A 20,201-nucleotide genomic window follows, 5' to 3' on the forward strand; every position below is an offset into this window, starting at 1 on the left:
GTGGTCTAGATGAACAGCTGGGTCTCTGGTGTGTACTCGCCGCGCAGGACCAGGCCGAGGTAGCGGCCGCAGTTGCGCAGGAACTGGTCGGAGCCGGCGACGGCGCGGTCCAGGGCGGGCAGCGCGGGCAGCGCCGCGGCGCCCAGGTAGGTCAGGGCGTTGACCGCCTGCAGCCGGACACGGATGTTCTGGTGGTTGTCCAGGGTGTCGGTGAGCCAGGTGACGGCCGGGCGGTCGGAGCCGAGCTTGCTGAGCAGCTCGCTGAGCACCACCTTGACGTGCGGGGACTGCTCGGTGTCCCAGCACTGCTCGATCTGCTGGCGGTACGTGCCGCATCCCGCGCCGAGCATCAGGAGACCCTGGGCCGCCCAGAATCGCATGATCTCGTTGTCGCCGGCGAGCTCGCGGACGAAGTGGCGGGCGTTCCCCGGGTCCCGGGTGATCGCCCTGTCGGCGAGGTTCTTGACGCGGCGCAGCGGATAGGCGCCGGGGACCCTGGAGTTCTCGTACCCTTCCGCGGGCGAGCCCTCCGGGATGAACCCGTTGTCGTTGACCTCGATCATGTGGTCGTCGAGGGCCCGCCTGAGCCGGTTCAGGTGACCCCGGTGACGTGGGTCGTCGACGAGATTGCGCAGCCCGTCCCGGTCGGTGTGGGTGTCGTAGAGCTCTTCGGCGGGCCGTTCCCGCCAGAACCGTTCCTGGACCTCGTCGAGCGTGCCGGCCAGGTGGGCCCGGTGCCAGTCCTGATAGCTCTTGAGCTGCCAGGCGTAGGCGTTCACCTGGCCGTACGGCCGTTGGGGCACGTAATTACGGATGTAGCGGAACCGGCCGTCGGAGACCGTACGCACCAGGTCATACCGCTCGTCCATCCTGGCCCGCCCGCCGAACGCGTACGTCCGCGGACGGCCGCGCCGGGAACCGGCGAGCACCTGCCCGTCGACGTGGTCCGGGACGGAGAGCCCGGTCAGGGCGAGGACCGTCGGGCCGAGGTCCATCAGCGTGACCGGTGCGTCGAGGACCGAACCCGGCCTGGCCGGTGCCAGATGGGCCCATTTGCGAGGGAACCTGATGATAAGCGGGACCCGGAGGCCGTCGTCGCGGGCGTGGCGTTTGCTCCACGGCAGCACGCCGCCGTTGTCGCCGTAGTAGAAGACGATCGTGTCCTCGGTGAGGCCGTCGGCGTCGAGTTCGGCGAGCCTGGCGGCGAGTTGCGCGTCCATGGCGGCCATGCGGTCGTACTGGTGGGCGCGGTCGCGGCGGATGCCAGGGGTGTCCGGTAGGTATGCCGGCACCCGGACGGCGTCCGGGTCGGTCGGGCCGTCGGTGGCGGCGAAGAGTTGCGACTCGTGCGTGGTCATGTAGTTGAAGACGGCGAAGAACGGCGCGCCGGAGGGCCGGTTGCGCCAGTGCGCGGAGCCGCTGCTCTGGTCCCAGGTGGCCGCCATGTCGATGGTCGTGTTGTAGTCGGTCTTGCTGTTGTTGGCGCAGTAGTAGCCCGCCTGGCGCAGGTACTCGGGGAAGCCGCGCATGAAGCCGGGCAGCGTGCTGCTCGCCCGCATGTTCTCCGCGGGGCTGATCCGCTCCGGGCAGACTCCGGTGATGATGGCGAACCGGGACGGCGCGCAGACCGGCGTGGTGGAGAACGCGTTGCGGTAGCGCACCCCGTCGCGGGCGAGGGCGTCGATCGTCGGCGTCTGGGCGAGGCTGTCGCCGTACGCCCCGATGTAGGGGTTGTTGTCCTCGCTGACCAGCCAGAGGATGTTGGGGCGGCCGGGAGAGCTCCCCTCGGCCCGGGCCAGTCCCGGCATCGCGGCCGCCGTGACGGCCGCACCGGTGGTCGCCAGCAGGCTTCGGCGGGAGAGGCGTTGTGGTTCCAAGGGACGTCTCCGATCGCGGAACGAGAGCAACCTAGGGGTTGTAGAAGAGGCGATCGAGGGCGACGGCCGCGCTGCCGATCACGCCGGCGTTGATGCCGAGCGTCGAGCGGTCGACCCTGACCACCTCGCGCAGAATGGGGAAGGCCTTGTCGTGCAGAGCGGCTCTGACCTTGTCCAGCACGCTCGCGGGCGCGTCGTCGAAGATTCCGCCGAGCAGGATCAGCTCGGGGTTGAGCAGGTTGACGGCACTCGCGAGCGCGGTGGTGAGATGGTCGACCAGGTCCTCCAGGATGGCCAGCGCGCGTTCGTCGCCGCCGTCGGCGAGGGCGGCGAGATCCCGCATCGGCCGCGACGACGCCTGCCCGGCGATCGTCGACAGCTGCTCGACCAGGTACGGCTCCGACACCACGGTCTCCAGGCAGCCGATCGCGCCGCACGCGCACCGGCGGCCCTTCTCGACCACCCGGAGATGGCCGAGCTCGGTGACCCCGTAGGTGCCCGACCGGAACGGCTTGCCGCCGATGACGACACCCGCGCCGACACCGGTGCGCACATAGACGTACAGCAGGGGGTCCACGCCGCGGGCGTTCCCGTAGCGGGCCTCGGCCAGTGACATCGACCGCACGTTGTGGTCGACGACCGTGGGGGCGTCGAGCTCCCGCTCCAGGATGTCGCTGAACGGCACGTCCCGCCAGCCGAGGTTGACCGACAGCACGTTCCGGCGGTGGGCCGGATCGACCGGGCCCGGCGCGGCCACCCCGATGCCGAGCAGCTGGTCGCGCGGCACTCCCGCGCGGGCCAGCAGGTCGGTCGCGGCGTCCGCGATCCGGGCCACCACCCGTTCCGGCTGGTCCGACATGCCGAACGTGAACGCGGCGGTATGCCCCACCTGTGCCGTCAACCCGCAGAGTCCCAGCTGGACGAACCCCGCGCCGACCTGGACTCCGATCACGCGCCGGGCGTCCGGCTGGATCCGGATGTGCACGGACGGCCGCCCGACCCGCAGCCCGGCTCCCTCGTGGTCGCCCTCCGCGACCACGCCTTCGTCGAGGAGCTGCCCGACGACCTTGGTCATCGTGGTCGCGGAAAGACCGAGCCGCCGCGCCAGCTCGGCGCGCGGCTGCGGTCCCTCGTCACGCAGGCTCTGGAGGACCAGACCGCGGTGCAACCGCCGGACGTCCTGAACGGGGGTACGTCGCCCAGCCATCGCCGTCCTCCAATTACTAACTAGTGATTACGAAGTAATAGCCAGCAACGCCGCCGCGTCAACCCGTCGTAACATAATCGTGATTTAGTCGTGAAAATCGCCTACTCCCGTGCCCCAGACCCAAGGACTCGCCTAAGTTTGTCACGGTTGTGTTACGGCCATTGACCACCATCTCGCCGAAATTTAAATATCTAACCCTGAGTTATCAACAGACCCAGGCACCATTCCGTCCGTCGGTCCAGGCGGTTCTGCGCCGCCGGAGAGGCTTCACCGAGCAGTGGATGCGCCGGACCGGGGACCCGCAGCTCGCGACCTACCGGCAACTGATCGACGCCGCCTGAACTTCGGAGATGCCCATGGCACACCAGACGCCCACATGCTGCGGACCGGCGGCGCGTCGGGCCGCGCCGGCCGCCACCCGGGGCGCGGTCGACGCCGACCCGGAGGCCGGCCTGCGACTCCGCCGCCGGTTCGTCCGGCTGCCTGGTGGCTCGTACGCCATGGGCAGCGAAGACCCGGACGCCCACCAGGAGGACCGGGAAGGACCGGTGCGCGACGTCACCGTGGCGCCCTTCGCGATATCCCCGACCGCGGTGAGCACCGCCCAGTTCGCGACGTTCGCCAAACGGACCGGCTACCGCACGACAGCGGAGGTGATCGGCTGGAGCTACGTCTTCCACGCCTTCCTCACCCCGGGGCGGGCGCAGCGGGGCGTCGCAGACGGCACACCGTGGTGGATCGCGATCGACGGGGCCTCGTGGCGGCATCCGGAGGGCCCCGGGTCGCATGTGACCGACCGGCAGAACCATCCGGTCGTGCACGTCTCCCACCACGACGCCCTGGCGTTCTGCGCGTGGTCGGGAACCCGCCTGCCGACCGAGGCGGAGTGGGAGTACGCCGCCAGAGGCGGCCTCGACCGGGCGCGCTACCCGTGGGGCGACGTCCTGTCGCCGGGCGGACGGCACCTGTGCAACATCTGGCAGGGCACCTTCCCGTCCCACGACACCGCGGCAGACGGGTACGCCGGCACCTGCCCGGTGACGGCGTACCCGCCGAACCGCTACGGCCTGTTCAACATGGTCGGCAACGTCTGGGAATGGTCGGCCGATCCTTGGGAGCCGTCGACGGAGGCGGGCGAATGGGCGATGCGCGGCGGTTCCTACCTGTGCCACGACTCCTACTGCAACCGCTACCGGGTCGCCGCCCGCACCCGCAACACGGCCGACGCCAGCACCGGCAACCTCGGCTTCCGATGTGCGGCATCGATCTGACTACGGCCACGGCGAGACCATCAGGAACAGAGCCGACAGCCCCAGCAGGATGGTGGCCGCCGCCGTGACGGTCACGGTCGTCCCGCCGAGCCCCAGCGCGGGCTCCGCGCCGGTGAGGGACCGGTGCGCCCGGCGGTACCTGTACGTCGCGGTCAGCCAGGCGACGGCCGACAGCGCCAGCGCGACCAGGCCGGCCATCGCGGCGGGCAGATCGAGGCCGCCGACCGTCACCCGCACCGCGACCGCGCTGCCCACGGCGAGCGACAGCGAGGTGCGCCGCCAGGCCAGCAGCGTTCGCTCGGTCTGCAGCCCGGCGTCGAACGGCTCGTGCCCGCTCACAACAGCAAGCCCAGGCCGACGAGCCCGGCGGCGATGACGACCCCCACGGTGACCACGGCACCGAGTGAAGGACCCGGCAACGCCCGGTTCTCCCGGAGCGCCCGCTCGGCGCGCACCCAGCCAAGCCACCCCTGACCGGCAGCCAGCAGGCCCAGCGCCACCAGCAACACCGTGGACACCACCTGAAAGCCGGATGCCAGCGGCACCCGCACCGCCTTCAGCGCGACACCGGCGGCGACCAGGGCCAGCGACGTGCGGATCCAAGCCAGGAAGGTGCGCTCGTTGGCCAGGCTGAACCGCGGATCCGGTTCGGCGCCCCGCCCGTACACCCAGCGCGGAAACCTCACCTCACACCTCTCATGTGTAGAAATAACGGTCGAGCGCGATCGTCGCGCCGCCGACGATGCCGCTGTCGCCGCCCAGGACCGACCGGCCGACCCGGACGGCCTCCCGCAACACCGGAAACGCCTTGCGGTGCACGGCGGCCTCGATCCGGTCGATGATCGGATCGGGGGCGTCGTCGAACATCCCGCCCAGCACGATGAGCCGCGGGTTGAGCAGGTTCACCGCGAACGCGAGCCCGATCGCGAGGTGCTCCACGATGTCGTCGACAGCCGCGATCGCGCGGGGGTCGCCGTGCGCGACCAGGCGCGCGAGCGGCGCGTCCGCAGGGCTGCCGAGGCAGGCGAGCCGCTCAGCGATCCGGGGTTCCGACACGATGGTCTCCAGGCACCCGTCGGCCCCGCACGCGCAGGCGCGGCCGTTGTCGCTGACGCGCATGTGGCCCAGCTCGGAAACGCCGTGGGCACCCGAGCGGAACGGCGCGCCGTCGATGACGATGCCCGCGCCGACGCCGGTGCGCGCGTAGACGTACAGGAGCGGGTCGGCGTCCCCGTGGCCGCCGTGGCGTGCCTCGCCCAAAGCCATCGCGCGGACGTTGTGGTCGACAATGGTCGGGATGCCCAGCGTGGCCTCCAGATGGTCGCTGAACCCAACGTCGCGCCAGCCGAGGTTGAGCGCCAACAGGTTCCGCCGCTGATGGCGATCCACCGCTCCGGGCACGGCCACGCCCACCCCGAGCACGCCATCGGCCGTGACGCCCACCTCGCGCATGAGCGCGTCGAGGTGGGCGACCAGCCGTCCCAGGACCACGGTCGCCTCGGTGCCCGCCGCGTCGAAGTCGAACCGGGCCCGATGGCGGGGCCGCCCGAGCAGATCGCACAACCCGATGTGCACGGTGCCGACGCCCACCTGGACGCCGACGACGTGGGCCGCCGTCGGCACCAGGGCGACGTGCATCGACGGACGGCCGACCCGCAGACCGGGCCCCTCGACACCGGATTCGGTCACCACACCCTCGTCGAGGAGCCGCGAGACCACCTTGGTCACCGTGGTCGGCGAGACATTGAGGCGGCGGGCCAGCTCGATGCGCGGCTGCGGTCCGCGGTCACGCAACGCTCGCAGGACTGAGCGTCGTGGCATCGATCCCCCGTCCTGACTCATGACCGGCGCATCATGCGGGCAGGGTGACCGCTTCCCACCCGCGGCTGGCCATCGAGCGGTAACCGGCGTCGATGACGGCGTTGTCGATGACGCCGTCGCGCAACGTCTGCCGGGGCTCGACCCCGCGCCGGAAACAGTCGACGAAGTGCGCGAGTTCGGCGTGGTACCCGTAGGTCCACGGTTCATCGGGCACCGGGATGATCCAGCCCTGGTCGGAGCCGGCCTTCTCGACGACGTATCCGGCCGGTCGGCCGGTGAAGCCGACCACCCCGGTGCTGCCCGTCTCGTCGGTGCCGATCCACCCGTGCGATCCGTGGATCTCGTTGCGTACGTCGAGCCCGGCCACGTGGGTCCAGCCGACCTCGACCTGCAGCATCCTGCCGTCGTCGAAGCGCACCAGCATGACCGCGCTGTCCTCGGCGGTCACGTCGTCCCGGACGAGGCGATCGCCCCACGCCATGACCTCGGCCGGCTGGGCGCCGTCGAGGAACCAGCGGCCGATGGCGACGCAGTGGCAGCCCAGCCCCCGCAGCGGCCCGCCTCCCATGCGCCGCTCATCGCGCGCGTGCGGGTGCGGGTTGCCGTGGGCCTCCCGGGCGCGAACCCAGGTGACCCGCCCGATCGCGCCGGCGTCGACGAGCTGTCTGGCCTTGACGATTCCGGGGGCGAACACCTCGGTCTCGGCGTAGCCGTGCCAGACGCCCGCGCGCTGGACCGCCGCCAGGCAGGCCTGCGCCTCGCGGGCGTCGCGGCCCAGCGGCTTCGTGCAGACCACCGCCTTACCGGCCTCGGCCGCCGCGGTAACGGCCTCGACGTGCAGGTCATGCGGTACGGCGACGAGGACGAGGTCCACGTCCTCGCGCCGGACCAGATCCCGCACACCGGTGACGGCGGCGGGCACGCCGAACCGGTCGGCCAGCGCCTTGGCGCGATCGGGCCCGTTGCCGGAGACGACGGTCACCTCGTGCCCGCGGACGTGTTCGAGCGCCCGCAGGTAGAGGTCGGCCACGAATCCGGCGCCGAGAATGCCGATCCGGACCGGGGGCCCGGACGCGGGACCTGCGCTCACTTCAGGCTCGCCTTGGCCGCGGCGAACATGTCGACGTTGACCCACTGCTCCACGGGGGCCTCCGAGGTAAGCCGGCCCAATTGCAGGAACAGCTTCTGCAGCGCCGCGTACCGCTCCCGGGTCTTGCCCGAGCCGTTGTCGGCGAGCATCTCGTCCGAGGTGTACCACTGCAGGTTGTCGACCTGGCCCTGCAGCTGGTTGGCCGGGGCGCCGGACGCGGCGGCGGCCAGTTCGACGGCCTTGGCGGGGTTCGCCTTGCGGTAGTCGTTGGCCTGGATGTAGACCTCCAGGAAGCGCCGCACCTCCTCCTGCTTGCCGGTCGCCGCGCCGGGCGATGCGACCCAGGCCCCGAGGAACGTGGTCTCGGGGAAGTCGCGGTTGTTGGCGAGCACGACGGCGCCGGGCACCTTCTCGCGGATCTGGTCGCTCAGCGGCGAGAAGATCGCGGCCACGTCGATCTGCCCGCTCACGAACGAGGACACCACCGCCGGTGGGTCGAGCGGCACCCGCGTGATGTCATCCACGGTCAGGCCGGCCTTGGTGAGCGCGAGGTTGAGGATCATCTCGCCGGAGCCGCCGTCCGGCACGCCGACCCGCTTGCCCTTCAGGTCCTGCACCGTCTTCGCCCCGGAGTCGGGCGAGGCCAGCAGGAAGTCGCCGAAGGTCGCCTCGCTCGGGGCGATGATGACGGCCTGCCCCGAGGCCGGCATCCAGGTGGCGCCGCCGCCGATATAGCCGACGTCGAGCGATCCGGCGGCCATCGCCTGGATCTGGGTCGGCCCGTTGGTGAAGGGGGTGAGCGTGACGTCGATGCCGGCCTTGTCCCAGAGCTTGAGATCGTTCGCCACGGAGATCAGGCCGACACCGTTGATGCTGGTATCGATATAGCCGACGTTGAGTTTCACACGTTCGCGGCCGCCGTCAGTGCCGCTGGTGGTGCCGGGCGTGTCACCCCCGCCGCAACCGCTTACCGCCAGAACCAGACCGACGGCGGCCACCAGGGCCGCGGTGGCGTTTCTGAATTTCATTTGAGGGCTCCTTCACTTACAGGAGTAGCTACTGCAGGGGGGTGGTGCACACCGCGCCACACCCGGCCGCGGATCTCCGCGAACTCGGGGGAGAGGCGCATCTCTTCGGTGCGGGGATAGGCGAGTGGAACGTCGATGACGTCGCTGATCCGGCCCGGGCCCGGGCTCATGACGATCACCCGTCCGGCCAGATAGACCGCCTCATCGACATCGTGGGTGATGAACAACACGGTGCGCCGCTCCTGCTGCCAGGTGGCGAGCAGGTCGTCCTGCATCTGCACCCGGGTCAGCGCGTCCAGCGCGCCGAACGGCTCGTCCATGAGCAGCAGCGACGGATGCACGGCATAGGCGCGCGCGATCGCGCACCGCTGCTTCATGCCGCCGGAGAGTTCCTTCGGCAGCGAGGACCCGAAGGCGCCAAGACCGACCAACTCCAGATAGCGCTGGGCACGTTCGCGGCGTTCCTTCTTCTTCAGCCCTTGCAGGCGCAGCCCGAACTCGACGTTCTGGAGCGCGGTGAGCCAGGGGAAGAGCGCGTACTGCTGGAAGATCACGCCGCGGTCCGGTCCCGGGCCTTCGACCGGCTCGCCGTTGACGAGCACCTCACCGGTGGTCGGCCGCAGCAGTCCCGCGACCAGGTTCAGCAGGGTGCTCTTGCCGCACCCGCTCGGGCCGACGAGCGTCACGAACTCGCCCTGGGCCACGTCCAGGTCGACCTGGGACAGGCTGGTCACCGGCCCGCGCGAGGATTCGTAGGTCTTGCTGACCGACCTGATCGAGATCACCGTGTCCATCAGCGGACCTCCTGCCAGCTGGTGAGCCTGCGCTCGACGATGAGCAGCAACCGGTCCATGGCGAAGCCCAGCGTGCCGATCATCACGACGCCGACGACGATGCGGTCGGTCTGCAGGAACTGCTGGGCGCTCTGCATCATGCGCCCGAGCCCGGTGGGAGCCGCCAGCAGCTCAGCCGCGACCAGGGTCGCCCACGACGAACCCAGCGCGACCCGCATGCCGACGAAGATGTATGGCGTGGACGCCGGAATGACCACCCGGGCGAAGATCGTCCCGTCCTTGGCCCCCAGCACCCGTGCCGCGTTGATGTAGGTCAGATCGACGTTGCGTACGCCCTGGAAAGTGGCGATGACGCAGGACAGGAACGCGGCCAGGAAGATGACGAACACCTTCGCCGACTCGCCGATCCCGAGGAAGACGATCACCAGGGGGATGAGCGCGAGGGGCGGCACCGTCCGGAAGAACTGCACCCACGGTTCAAGCATCCCGCGGGCGACGCGATACCACCCCATGAGGAAACCGGCCGGAATGGCCAGCAGCACACCGAGCACGAAGCCCGCGGCGACCCGGCCGAGGCTGGCGATCGTGTGGTCGATCAGCCAGCCCTCGCGCAGGCCGTCCCCGAGCGCGATCACGACGTCCGGCGGCTTCGGGGCCAGCGCGTTGTCGGTGACCTCGGCCACGATCCACCACAGGGCGATGCCCAGCACGAAGGTCGCCACGTACATCCAGGCGACGGAATCCGCGCGCCCGCCTCGCGCGCGCCTGGGCCGGGCCGCCGGGGTGGACGCCGCCGGGGGCTCCGGCGTGGCCGGTCGCGCTTTCTGCAGGACCGGCTTACCCGGACTCGGGGACATGGATCTGCTCCTTCTGGTGCTCAGACGCTCACGGCGCGCCGGGCCAGCCGCAGTTCGTGCGCGCCGTCGGGCCTGGTCGTCTCGAAGTAGATCCACCATTCGCCGTCGATGACGTGGGCGTCGACGTAGCGCACCGATCCGGTGGCGTGGGGGGCGACGGTCCACGGGCCGTCCGGCGTCAGGCGGTGCCAGGTGAACAGGTCGGGCGACACGGCGAGGCCGGTCCGCTCCTCGTAGTTCTCCTGGTGGCTGGCGGAGCCGTCGTAGAAGCCAAGGTAGCCGCCCCCGTCGAGCGCCACCACGGAGTTGATCCGCGCCTGGTATCGATCCCAGCCGTCGCCGACGCCCAGGACCTCGCCGTGCCAGCTGAACTCGCGGCCGTCCACGCTGGTGGCCAGGCCGGTCGGGTGGGTGGTCACCCCCACGTTGTAGATGTCGGCGGTGGCGTGGGCGGCGGTGGCGCCGTCCGCGGTCGGCAGACCGGCCGCGTAACTGGCGATCAGGTACGTCACCGGGCCGCGCCGCACGACATAGGGATCCTTGACGCCCTCCGTCCCGGTGGAGGCGGCGGTCAGGACCTCCCGGCGCGAGGCGATGTCGAAACCGTCCACGTCCTGGGCTTCCAGCAGGTCGATGCGCCAGCGGTTGTCGGCCGGGTCGACGTAGCTGATGTAAAGCTGGTAGCCGCCGTCGACGGCGATGACGCTGAACCGCTCCATCGACGGCGAGCCGAGCTCGCGCTTGTTCACCGACCACACGTCGGTGAAGGTGACCCCGTCCTCGCTGACCGCGACGGCACAGCGGTAACCGCGGTCGCCGCCCGCGTGCCCGCGGGGACGGCGCTGGCGGTAGGTCAGCACGAACCGGTTGCGCAGTGGCTCGTGCAGCACGGACGCGCAGCCGATCCAGTAGCCCGGCTCGTCGGCCTCCGGGGTCAAGACCACCGTGGAATCCAGGGGATTCAGGTGGCGCAGAGGCAGATCAATACGCGCCGTCGCAATGGACATCAACAACTCCTCATCCCGTTGGTCTGATCCAGCGTGGAGCCGCATTTTTTGCTCACGTGGAAAAACTCCTACAGCCGACGGTTCGTTGTCAACGGGTTGCCGCGAGATTTCCGCAGCGTGAACCTGGTCTCGCAGGCCAGGCGCGATGACGCTAGGTGATGCTTTGAGGTCGTGCCGTGAGAAACGAGGTGGGGGATCGCCCGGGTTGCCACGGTCTGACCGGCCACGAGAGCACGCGAACCGGGCCACGACATCCGCCTTCATCTGGCCGTAACAAAGCGGCAACCTCTTGACCGTGGTCGAATTGCCTGCTTACTTTCTCCCGGTGAAGGAGTAACTCGTCTTGCCTGCCGTCACACCCCTCTCAGACGGCCGGTCTGGCGCCCACGGTCCGTTCGCGGACGAGCCGGCGCCGATCTCGACTCCGACACGCCCTTATGACCAGGAGGATCCATGTCCCGTACACCATCCGTCCGGCGTCGCCGCCGCGCGGGGCTCGCCGCCGGCGCCGCCCTGGCTCTGGCCGCCACCTGCGTGCTGGCCGCGCCCGCTGCCGCCGCGTCCCCCGGCGGTGACCGCAAGGACTGCGGGCACCGGGCCGTACCCGCTTCGAAGATCTCTTTCCAGCTGTACACCTACCGCAACTGGATCGCCCAGATCGGCCAGGACGCGGTGTTCGCCGAACTTGCCGATATCGGGTACAAGCAGGTCCAGCCATACGTGGCCACCTACAACACCCCGGCGGAAGAGCTGAAGGCCCTGCTCAAGAAGCACCACCTCAAGGCGACGAGCGGGCAGGGCAACGTCAACGAGGCGACCTTCGACCCCACGATCGAGTACGCCAAGACCATCAAGCAGCGCTACATGGGCTCCGGCGGCTTCGCCGCGCCCGGAATCGGCAGCTACGAGGACACGCTCGCGACCGCGGCGACGCTCAACCGGCTCGGCGAGCGGTCGGTGAAGGCGGGCGTGGGCAAGATCTTCGGGCACAACCACACCCAGGAGTTCACCACCAAGTACCCCGACCCGGTCACGGGCGAGCTGAAGAGCGCCTGGCAGATCATGATGGAGAACACCGACCCCCGGTACGTGGTGTTCGAGGTCGACATCTTCTGGGCCGAGGACGCCGGTGTGGACACCGCCGCCCTGCTCAGGAAGTACGGCAAGCGCATCGAACTGCTCCACATCAAGGACGGTTTCCTCAACGGCGACGAGCGTGGCGTGCCGTCCGACGTCGGCGAGGGCGAGCTCAACTGGGGCCCGATCCTGGAGGCCGCGCGGCCGCACGTGCAGCAGTACATCGTCGAGCGGGACAACGCTCCCGCCAGCCGGGAGACCGCCGAGGACAGCTTCCGCTTCCTGACCTGCGGCAAGTAGCGAACGCGTCGCCCGCCGTCGCAGCGGGTGTGCCATACCCCGCGGTGGGCTGGTGCGGCGTGCGCCGAACATGCCGCACCGCCGGTGCGCCGCGGTGAACCGAGCGGTGCGACGTGCGCCGACACGTCGCACCGCTCGAATCGCCAGCACGCGGACCCCCATAGGTCCGAGCGAGAGGAACAGCATGAAACCCCCCCAAATAGTTGTCGCGTTCCTGGTTGGGGCGCTGGCCGCCGCCACGGTCTCCTTACCGGCGGCGGCGCATCCCGGCCATGAGGTCCTGGAGCCGCCACCCGCGGCCAACTTCCAGAAGGTCCCGCTCAACACCGACGTGACCCAGCCGATGTCGCTCGCCGTCGCCCGCGACGGGCGCGTCTTCTTCGTCGAGCGCACCGGCGGCATCCGCGTCTGGAAGCCGGACACCGGCGCTACCCTCACCGCCGGGGCGATCAATGTCGACACCCGGGGCGAAAGCGGCCTGCAAGGCATCGCCCTCGACCCGGACTTCGCCGCCAACGGCTGGCTCTACGTCTACTACTCCGCCATCGAGGCGCCCGAGAAGCGGCTGTCCCGTTTCCACATCGACGGCGACACCGTCGACCCCGCCAGCGAGGTCGTGCTGCTCACGGCCCCCACCACGTTCCCGCCGCGGCCGTCGCACGTCGGTGGCTCCATCGAGTTCGACCTCGACGGCAACCTCATCCTGTCCACGGGGGACGACACCCAGCCGTACGAGTCCTCGGGCTACACCCCGATCGACGAGCGCCCGGGCCGCGAGGAATTCGACGCCCAGCGCTCGTCGGCCAACAGCAACGACCTGCGCGGCAAGCTCCTCCGCATCACCCCCACGGACACGGCCGCCGGTGGATACACGATCCCCGAAGGGAACATGTTCGCCCCCGGCACGGCGAAGACGCGCCCGGAGATCTTCGCGATGGGCTTCCGTAACCCCTTCCGCATCGCGGTCAACCCGAACAACGGCGACATCCTCGTCGCCGACTACGGGCCCGACGCGAACGCGGCCAACGCCAACCGGGGCCCGGCGGGCCACGTCGAGTGGCAGACCGTCTCCGAGCCGGGCTTCTACGGCTGGCCGTACTGCCACGGGCCGAACCTCGCCTACAACGACTACGACTTCGCCACCAGCCAGTCGGGGCCCCTCTTCGACTGCGCCAACCCCGTGAACGAGTCGCCGAACAACACCGGCATCCGCGAGCTACCGGCGGTGACCGCACCGGAGATCGCGTACTCCGCGAGCACCCCGGACCCCGACTTCCCCGAGCTGGGCACCGGTGGCGCGCCGATGGCCGGACCGGTCTACCAGTACGACCCCGACCTCGACTCCGACCGCAAGTTCCCCGAGTACTACGACGGCAAGGCCATCTTCTACGAGTGGGGCAAGCACTTCCTGGCGACGCTGGACCTCGACGAGAACGGCAGCCCGGTGCACGCCACCCGGTTCCTGCCCGACATGGTCTTCAACGCCCCGATGGACATGACCTTCGGCCCGGACGGCGCGATGTACCTCGCCGAGTGGGGCCGCGGCTTCGGCCGTAACAACCCGGACGACGGCATCTACCGGATCGAGTACGCCCCGCCGGGCGAGCGCGCCCCGCTGGCCGTGGCCACTGCGGCACCGGCCAGCGGTAACGCGCCCCTGCAGGTGGCGTTCTCCAGCGCCGGTTCCGCCGATCCCGACGAAGGGCAGACGATCACCTACAGCTGGGACTTCGGCGACGGCGCCCACTCCACCGAGCAGAACCCCAGCCACACCTACGCCCAGAACGGCAACTACCAGGCCGTCCTGACCGTCACCGACCCGACCGGCCGCACCGGCTCGGCCAGCGTGACCGTCACGGTCGGCAACACGGCCCCGCAGGTCGAGTTCGTCACTCCGCCGGACGGCGGCTTCATCGGTGAGGGCGACACGGTTCGTTACCAGGTGGCGGTCACCGACGCCGAGGATCAGGAGATCGACTGCTCCCGGGTGGTCGTACAACCGGCCATCGGGCACGACGCCCACGCTCACCCTCTTGAGGAACTGCACGGCTGCGAGGGCACGTTCACCACCTCCGCCTCCGGCCATGGGGCGGACGCCAACATGTTCTACGTCGCCACCGCGACATACCAGGACAACGGAGCTCCGGGCAGCGCGGCCCTGATCGGGACCACCGACATCATGCTGCAGCCCAAGCACCGCCAGGCCGAGCACTACAGTGCGCAGTCCGGCACCTCGGAATCGCGTGACGACGCGTCCGCCGAGGGCGCCTACCGGGTGGCGAGCATCTCGACCGGCGACTGGATCGCGTTCGACCGCATGAACCTGAGTGGCATCGACGCGATCGGCTACCGGGTCGCGGGCACCGGCGGCGGCCAGATCGAGCTGCGCGCGGGCGCGCCGAACGGCGAACTGCTCGCCACCACGCCGATCGCCGGCACCGGCGGCGCCGCCACGTACGTGAACACGCCCCCGGCGTCTGTCATCCAGCTGAGCGGCACCCACACGCTGTACCTGGTCTTCACCGCCGCGCAGGCCAACGCGTACAACATCGACGCCATCGACTTCATCGGAAAGGGCGTCGCGGCCGACGTCACGGCCCCTGAGGTCGCGGTGACCGGTGTCGAGGACGGCGCCGTCTACAGCGACGCCGAGACCCGGACCATCTCGTGGACGGCCATCGACGACGAGACCGAGGTCGTGACCACGTCCGCGACGCTCGACGGCGACGCCGTCCAGAGTGGCACGAGCCTCGAGCTGTGGACGCTGCCGCTCGGGGAGCACGAGCTGGTGGTCCGGGCCGAGGACGAGGCCGGAAACGTCACCACCAGCACCACCCGCTTCGAGACCCGGGCGAGCCTCGACGGTCTGCGGCAGCTGATCACGCGGTTCGCGCAGGACGGCGCCATCGACAACAAGGCCAAGAAGAGCCTGCTCAAGAGGGTCGACAAGATCGCGGGCCACCTTGACGACCCGCCCAGGGCCCGCCGCGACATCGACCGCTTCGTCCGCGACGTCCAGCGCGACGTCCACGACGCCGAAGTCCGGACGGTCCTCATCAGGGACGCCCAGGCGTTGCGGCCGTAACCTGATCGGGTGGTGGCGCAACACCGCGCCACCACCCGATCAGCTGTAAAACAGCTGGTCCAGCGCGATGGCGGCGCCTCCGTTCACGCCGGCGTCGAGGCCGAGGCACGATCGCTGGAGGTGGACGGAGTCCCTGATGACCGGGAAGACGGCTTCCCGGGTCGCCTCGGTCAGCCGTTCCAGGAACGTGTCCGGCGCCGCGCCCAGGAAGCCGCCCAGCAGGATCAGCTCCGGGTTCAACATGTTGACCAGGAATGACAGTCCGGTCGCGAGATGCTTGGTGATGAGCTCGGTCTGGGCGGCCGCGGCGGGATCCGCCGCGGCGATCTCCAGCAGGGACTCCAGCGGGTTGCGCGGATCGGTGGGACGGCCGAGCGCGGCCAGCGCATGGCGCAGGGCGCGCTCGGACAGGACCGTCTCCAGGCAGCCCACACCCCCGCAGATGCACTTCTCGCCGCCTTCGACCACGCGGGAGTGGCCGAGTTCGATCGCCCCGTGCATGCCGCCCTGGAACGCCTGACCTTGCACGACGAGCCCCGCGCCCACCCCCATGCGCACGTAGATGAAGGCGACGCTGTTGACACCCTGACCGGCTCCGAACCGCGCCTCGGCCAGGGCCATCGACCGGACGTTGTGTTCGACGATCACGGGCACCCGGAGCACCGACTCCAGCCGGTCGGCGATCGGCACGTCCCGCCACGCCAGGTTGATCGGCAGCAGGAGCTTACGATGATCTCCGTCGACCGGACCCGGGACGGCCACGCCGACCCCCAGCAGGCGCGCACGATCGAGGTCGGCGCCCGCGAGCAGCGCCGGCACCGCACCGGCGATCATGTTGAGCACGGCGTCGGCGTCCAGGTCCGGATCGAACTCGAAGCCGACCGACTTGCGGATCGTCCCCACCAGGTCCACCACCCCGAGCCGGACCGTGCCCACGCCGACGTGAACCCCGATGACGTAGTACGCCATGGGCTCGATGGCGAGTTCGGTCCCGGGCCGTCCGGTGCCGATACGCGAGACCTTGCGGGTCTCGGTGACGCACCCTTCCTCAAGAAGCTGGCCCACGACCCTGGTCATGGTGGTGGCGGAGAGCCCGAGGCGGCGCGCCACTTCGGTCCTGGTCAGCCCGGGATCCTCCTGGAGCAGCCGCAGAACCTGCCCTTTACGCCCAGAGTCCTCGTAAAGCGGATTTTTCGGCACATGCCCGCGTTGCATCTGTGCAGTACGCCTCAGGTCCCCTGTCCACGCGGGTTCTTTTCTCACAACTAGAAAATAGCGCACTACGGCACGAGTGAGGCGTGGACGGAGCCGAGCAGGCGCAGCGCGCGGGCCTGCCAGAGCGTGGCGCCGATGTCGCCGAACACGCCGGCGGACAGGGTGAGCTGGCTGATCGCCTCGTGTGGCACCTGCGCGTGCAGCGGCAGCTGAGGTCCCCCTACGGCTGGTACGACACGCACACGTACTACGCGATCCAGTCGATCAGCTGCAACGGCGGGGTCGGATACACCTACATGGTGCCCAACTCCGGGGGCGAGGACGACCGCTTCCGCGCCTGCGTCTCGGTTCTCCCCACGACGTCGCCCGCCACGATCCCCGAGTCGGGGTGGACCTGCCACAGCTGGCACGTCTTCTAAACCCGCTCAGACGCAATAGCCCGTGACCTGCAGAACAGGTCACGGGCTATTACCTCAATATCGTCAGGCCCCGAACGTCTCGCATCGGTCGCTGACGTTGGCGTTGGTGCCACGACCCGGCCGCGCCACGTCCACGCCCGTACCACAGTCGATGGTGTCGTCGTTGTTCCCGGTCGTGATGGTGTCATCGCCGGCGCCGGCGTCCACCAGGTTGTCGCCGTTGCCCGCGTCGATCCAGTCGTCGCCGCCGGTCGTGATGATCTCGTCGTCGCCACCTTGCGTCGCGACGCAGTCGCTGCCGCCGTTACCGGTGACGTGGTCGTTGTCGTACCGCCCGATGATCAGGTCGTTGCCACCGGTGCCGGAGAGCGGGAGGTTAGCGCTCGTGGCGACGATGACGTTCTGGATCTCGATCCCGGCGCACGCGGTGGCGGGCAGGCCGTTCGCCCGGATGCCGACGCTCCCCGTCCGCTGGATACCGGTCAGCCCGGCGACCGTGCCGATGCCCGGCACCTCGGTGTAGGTGAGGGATCCGCCCGCGCCGACGGTCATGGTGATCGGCGTGCCGTTCACCGTGACGGTGACGACCGCCGGCTCGCCGATGACCGTCCTGATCGTGCTGGTCTTGCCGGAGGCGGTGAGCTGGTAGGAGCCCTGTCCCAGCTCGATCGTCCCGAAGTTTTCGGCCAGCTGGAACCGCGCCGGGAGGGCGCCCGGGCCGGAGCCCACCAGGACCCCGGCGGGGTTGTGGGCGTCGGAGACCGTGAGCGTACGGCCGTTGCGGTTGAGGATCTTCCCGGACGTGGTGCCGCCGAGCAGCCTGTCGGAGAACGTCTGGTTGCCCGGGTTGTTCGCCTGCGAGGCGCCCGGCGGGAACGTCACGTCCACGTTGTCGTTGATGCCGTCGTCGTCCGCGTCGAGGTCGGCCACCGTGCAGGTAAGGGTGCCGCCGCGCAGCGCGTGGCCGCCGGTGTTGCTGTCGTCGGACCAGAAGACGGGCTTGTGGCCGTCCACGCACTCCGACTGCGGCGTGATCGTGAAGCCCTCGTTGTTGATGTTGGGCATCGAACCCGGACGCTCGTAGCGGGTGCTGACGGCGAACTTGCCGGTGGCGTCGATGTCCAGGATCGCGGTGCGGCCGTTGCAGGTGTCGTCGCACACCACCCAGAAGCGCTTCGACTCGGGCTCGAACTCCAGGTCCATCACGCCGGGGAACCCGCTCACGATCGTGGCGATCCGGGTGAATCCGCCTCCGATCTGGTCGAGTGCGTACGCGTAGACGCTGCCGTTGCCCTCCAGGCCGACGAAGAACAGGCCGTCGCCGTGGCCCGGGTAGCCGGCCGGGTCATAGGCCGCGCCGGTGTGCTCGTCGAGGAAGCCGCGCGAGGTCAGGAACGAGTCGGGGATCCAGGAGATCGCCTCCAGCCCGGCGTTCGCGCCCACCGCCGGCAGGTCCGCGGTGAGGTTCCATTCCTTCGTGGCGGTGAGGGTGCTGCCCGTACCGGACGGGTCGAAGCGGACAATGGTGGGGCGGCTGACGCCGCTGTTGCCGTTGTCGCGTTCGGTCGAGACGAACACGCCGCCGGCGAGACCGGCTCCGGTCAGGGTCACGCCCTCGGCGTCGGGGTCGCCGGTGCCGCTCGGGTAGCGCAGCGTCTTGCCCGCGTTCCAGCCGTCGGTCGTGGCGGGCGCCCACGTGGCGCCGTCCCACTCCAGCCGGTACATCATGCCGGGGCCGTTCTTGACCGCCCAGAGCACGCCGGGGGTGCCGTCACCCGACGGCTCATAGGCCAGGCCGCTCATGTTGCCGCCGAAGACGTTGGCGGCGTCGGCGGTGGCGACAGCCGCGCCACCCGGCCACGGCGAGGCGGGAACCTGCCCGGCGCACGTGTTCGCCGCGCCCTTGCTCGGCGTCGTCGTCTCGGCGAACTCGCCGGTCCCGTCGGGGCAGCGGCCGTAGGTGGTCGTGGCGTGCGTGGTCCAGGTGTAGGAATCCATGAGGGTCAGGCCGTCCGACAGGAACAGCCGGGCGGAGTCCGCACTGCCGAGCCCGTAGGACGTCTCCACGTCCAGCGCCAGGAACGCGCCGGGGGCGATCGTGGTACCGGGGGCGATCGCGAAGATGTGGGTGTCGTCGTTGTCCTTGACGAGCCAGCCGGACAGGTCGACGGGAGCCGAACCGGTGTTGACCACTTCGACCCAGTCACCCGGCGTGCCGCCGCTGGACTCGACCTCGTTGACCTTCACGACGGACGCCGGCGTGCCGCAGTTGTTCGCCGCGCCCTTGGTCGCCTGAGCGGAGTCCGCGAACGCGCCGACACCGTTCGGGCAGCGACCGTAGGTCGTCGCGGCGTGCGAGGTCCAGCTGTACGAATCGACGAGAGTGAGACCATCCGCCAGGAACAGGCGAGCGGAGTCCGCACCGCCCAGACCGTAGGCCGTCTCGACGTCCAGCGCCAGGAAGGTCCCGGGAGCGATCGTGGTACCGGACGGAATCGTGAAGACGTGCGTGTCGTCGTTGTCCTTCACGAGCCAACCCGACACGTTCACCGGAATCGGACCGATGTTGACCAGTTCCACCCAGTCGCCCGGCGCGCCGCCGCTGGACTCGACCTCGTTGAGCTTCACGAAAGCCGAAGGCGTGCCGCAGTCGTTCGCCGCGCCCTTGGTCGATGCCACGGTGGGGGCGAACTCGCCGGTCCCGTCGGGGCAACGGCCATAGGTGATCGGGGCGTGCGTGGGCCAGGTGTAGGAATCCACGAGGGTCACGCCGTCCGGCAGGAACACCCTCACGGAGTCTCCGCCGCCCAGACCGTAGGACGTCTCCACGTCCAGCGCCAGGAACGCGCCGGGGGCGATCGTGGTACCGGGGGCGATCGTGAAGATGTGGGTGTCGTCGTTGTCCTTGACGAGCCAGCCGGAGAGGTCGACGGGAGTCGTCCCGGTGTTGACCAGTTCGGCCCAGTCGCCCGGGGTACCGCCGTTGGACTCGACCTCGTTGACCTTTATGGACGGAACCGGTTCCGCCGCCGAGGCGGGTGACACGAGAAGCGGAATAGCGGTCAGGAACGCGATTACTAAGGTGGCTGTCCCACGCCAGTACTTACGCAATTTTGGGCCCTCTTCACAGGTCGCCGCAGCAGACCACTAGCA

At 69.8% G+C, this 20,201-nt stretch carries 18 protein-coding genes; 5 read left to right on the forward strand and 13 right to left on the reverse strand.

The window, feature by feature from the left end; translation table 11 throughout:
- Positions 1 to 5: 5 nt before the first annotated feature.
- Positions 6 to 1,877: a sulfatase family protein gene (locus Aple_RS12905; protein WP_246264419.1), complete on the reverse strand. Its 1,872-nt coding sequence runs from the start codon at positions 1,875 to 1,877 to the stop codon at positions 6 to 8.
- A gap of 31 nt (positions 1,878 to 1,908) precedes the next feature.
- Positions 1,909 to 3,084, reverse strand: a complete 1,176-nt coding sequence (locus Aple_RS12910) for an ROK family transcriptional regulator (protein WP_155344787.1) — start codon at positions 3,082 to 3,084, stop codon at positions 1,909 to 1,911.
- Between the two features lie 161 nt (positions 3,085 to 3,245).
- On the opposite strand from Aple_RS12910, the gene Aple_RS12915 reads away from it, so the two are divergent.
- Together Aple_RS12915 and Aple_RS12920 are read left to right on the forward strand one after the other, a co-directional pair.
- On the forward strand, positions 3,246 to 3,425 hold the full coding sequence (locus tag Aple_RS12915; RefSeq protein WP_155344788.1) for a hypothetical protein: 180 nt from the start codon (positions 3,246 to 3,248) through the stop codon (positions 3,423 to 3,425).
- A gap of 15 nt (positions 3,426 to 3,440) precedes the next feature.
- Positions 3,441 to 4,355 (forward strand): formylglycine-generating enzyme family protein, encoded by a 915-nt coding sequence (locus Aple_RS12920; protein ID WP_155344789.1) that lies wholly within the window; start codon positions 3,441 to 3,443, stop codon positions 4,353 to 4,355.
- On the opposite strand, the gene Aple_RS12925 is transcribed toward Aple_RS12920, so the two are convergent.
- From Aple_RS12925 to Aple_RS12960, 8 genes are read right to left on the reverse strand one after another with little or no spacing between them, the layout of a single operon-like run.
- Positions 4,356 to 4,694, reverse strand: a complete 339-nt coding sequence (locus Aple_RS12925; RefSeq protein WP_170321440.1) for a DUF202 domain-containing protein — start codon at positions 4,692 to 4,694, stop codon at positions 4,356 to 4,358.
- A complete protein-coding gene (locus tag Aple_RS12930) occupies positions 4,691 to 5,041 on the reverse strand; it encodes a YidH family protein (protein WP_246264421.1) in 351 nt (116 codons plus the stop codon). The genes Aple_RS12925 and Aple_RS12930 overlap by 4 nt, the downstream gene beginning before the upstream one ends.
- A 10-nt stretch (positions 5,042 to 5,051) precedes the next feature.
- Complete coding sequence (locus Aple_RS12935) at positions 5,052 to 6,176, reverse strand: ROK family transcriptional regulator (RefSeq protein WP_170321441.1); 1,125 nt, start codon at positions 6,174 to 6,176, stop codon at positions 5,052 to 5,054.
- 31 nt (positions 6,177 to 6,207) lie between these two features.
- On the reverse strand, positions 6,208 to 7,266 hold the full coding sequence (locus tag Aple_RS12940; protein ID WP_170321442.1) for a Gfo/Idh/MocA family protein: 1,059 nt from the start codon (positions 7,264 to 7,266) through the stop codon (positions 6,208 to 6,210).
- Entirely contained in the window at positions 7,263 to 8,294 is a 1,032-nt protein-coding gene (locus Aple_RS12945) for an aliphatic sulfonate ABC transporter substrate-binding protein (RefSeq protein WP_155344793.1), read from the reverse strand. The genes Aple_RS12940 and Aple_RS12945 overlap by 4 nt, the downstream gene beginning before the upstream one ends.
- Entirely contained in the window at positions 8,291 to 9,088 is a 798-nt protein-coding gene (locus Aple_RS12950) for an ABC transporter ATP-binding protein (protein WP_155344794.1), read from the reverse strand. Before Aple_RS12950 ends, Aple_RS12945 begins: the two co-directional genes overlap by 4 nt.
- Complete coding sequence (locus tag Aple_RS12955) at positions 9,088 to 9,945, reverse strand: ABC transporter permease (RefSeq protein ID WP_218038299.1); 858 nt, start codon at positions 9,943 to 9,945, stop codon at positions 9,088 to 9,090. The genes Aple_RS12950 and Aple_RS12955 overlap by 1 nt, the downstream gene beginning before the upstream one ends.
- Positions 9,946 to 9,965: 20 nt before the next feature.
- On the reverse strand, positions 9,966 to 10,952 hold the full coding sequence (locus tag Aple_RS12960; RefSeq protein WP_155344795.1) for a glycoside hydrolase family protein: 987 nt from the start codon (positions 10,950 to 10,952) through the stop codon (positions 9,966 to 9,968).
- A gap of 453 nt (positions 10,953 to 11,405) precedes the next feature.
- Here Aple_RS12960 and Aple_RS12965 point away from each other — a divergent pair, with 453 nt between their 5' ends.
- Complete coding sequence (locus Aple_RS12965) at positions 11,406 to 12,329, forward strand: sugar phosphate isomerase/epimerase family protein (protein ID WP_155344796.1); 924 nt, start codon at positions 11,406 to 11,408, stop codon at positions 12,327 to 12,329.
- Between the two features lie 184 nt (positions 12,330 to 12,513).
- Positions 12,514 to 15,414, forward strand: coding sequence for a PQQ-dependent sugar dehydrogenase (locus Aple_RS12970; protein ID WP_170321443.1), 2,901 nt, complete (start codon positions 12,514 to 12,516; stop codon positions 15,412 to 15,414).
- Positions 15,415 to 15,453: 39 nt separating this feature from the next.
- On the opposite strand, the gene Aple_RS12975 is transcribed toward Aple_RS12970, so the two are convergent.
- Positions 15,454 to 16,629: an ROK family transcriptional regulator gene (locus tag Aple_RS12975; protein WP_155344798.1), complete on the reverse strand. Its 1,176-nt coding sequence runs from the start codon at positions 16,627 to 16,629 to the stop codon at positions 15,454 to 15,456.
- 65 nt (positions 16,630 to 16,694) lie between these two features.
- Positions 16,695 to 16,820: a hypothetical protein gene (locus tag Aple_RS55520; protein ID WP_281361549.1), complete on the reverse strand. Its 126-nt coding sequence runs from the start codon at positions 16,818 to 16,820 to the stop codon at positions 16,695 to 16,697.
- Here Aple_RS55520 and Aple_RS12980 point away from each other — a divergent pair.
- Positions 16,812 to 17,048, forward strand: coding sequence for a hypothetical protein (locus Aple_RS12980; protein WP_155344799.1), 237 nt, complete (start codon positions 16,812 to 16,814; stop codon positions 17,046 to 17,048). The genes Aple_RS55520 and Aple_RS12980 overlap by 9 nt on opposite strands.
- Positions 17,049 to 17,111: 63 nt before the next feature.
- Here the strand turns inward: Aple_RS12980 and Aple_RS53210 are convergent, their stop codons facing one another.
- Positions 17,112 to 20,093: a lamin tail domain-containing protein gene (locus Aple_RS53210; RefSeq protein WP_155344800.1), complete on the reverse strand. Its 2,982-nt coding sequence runs from the start codon at positions 20,091 to 20,093 to the stop codon at positions 17,112 to 17,114.
- Positions 20,094 to 20,201: the final 108 nt, after the last annotated feature.

The organism is Acrocarpospora pleiomorpha (assembly GCF_009687885.1).
Classification (GTDB): domain Bacteria; phylum Actinomycetota; class Actinomycetes; order Streptosporangiales; family Streptosporangiaceae; genus Acrocarpospora; species Acrocarpospora pleiomorpha.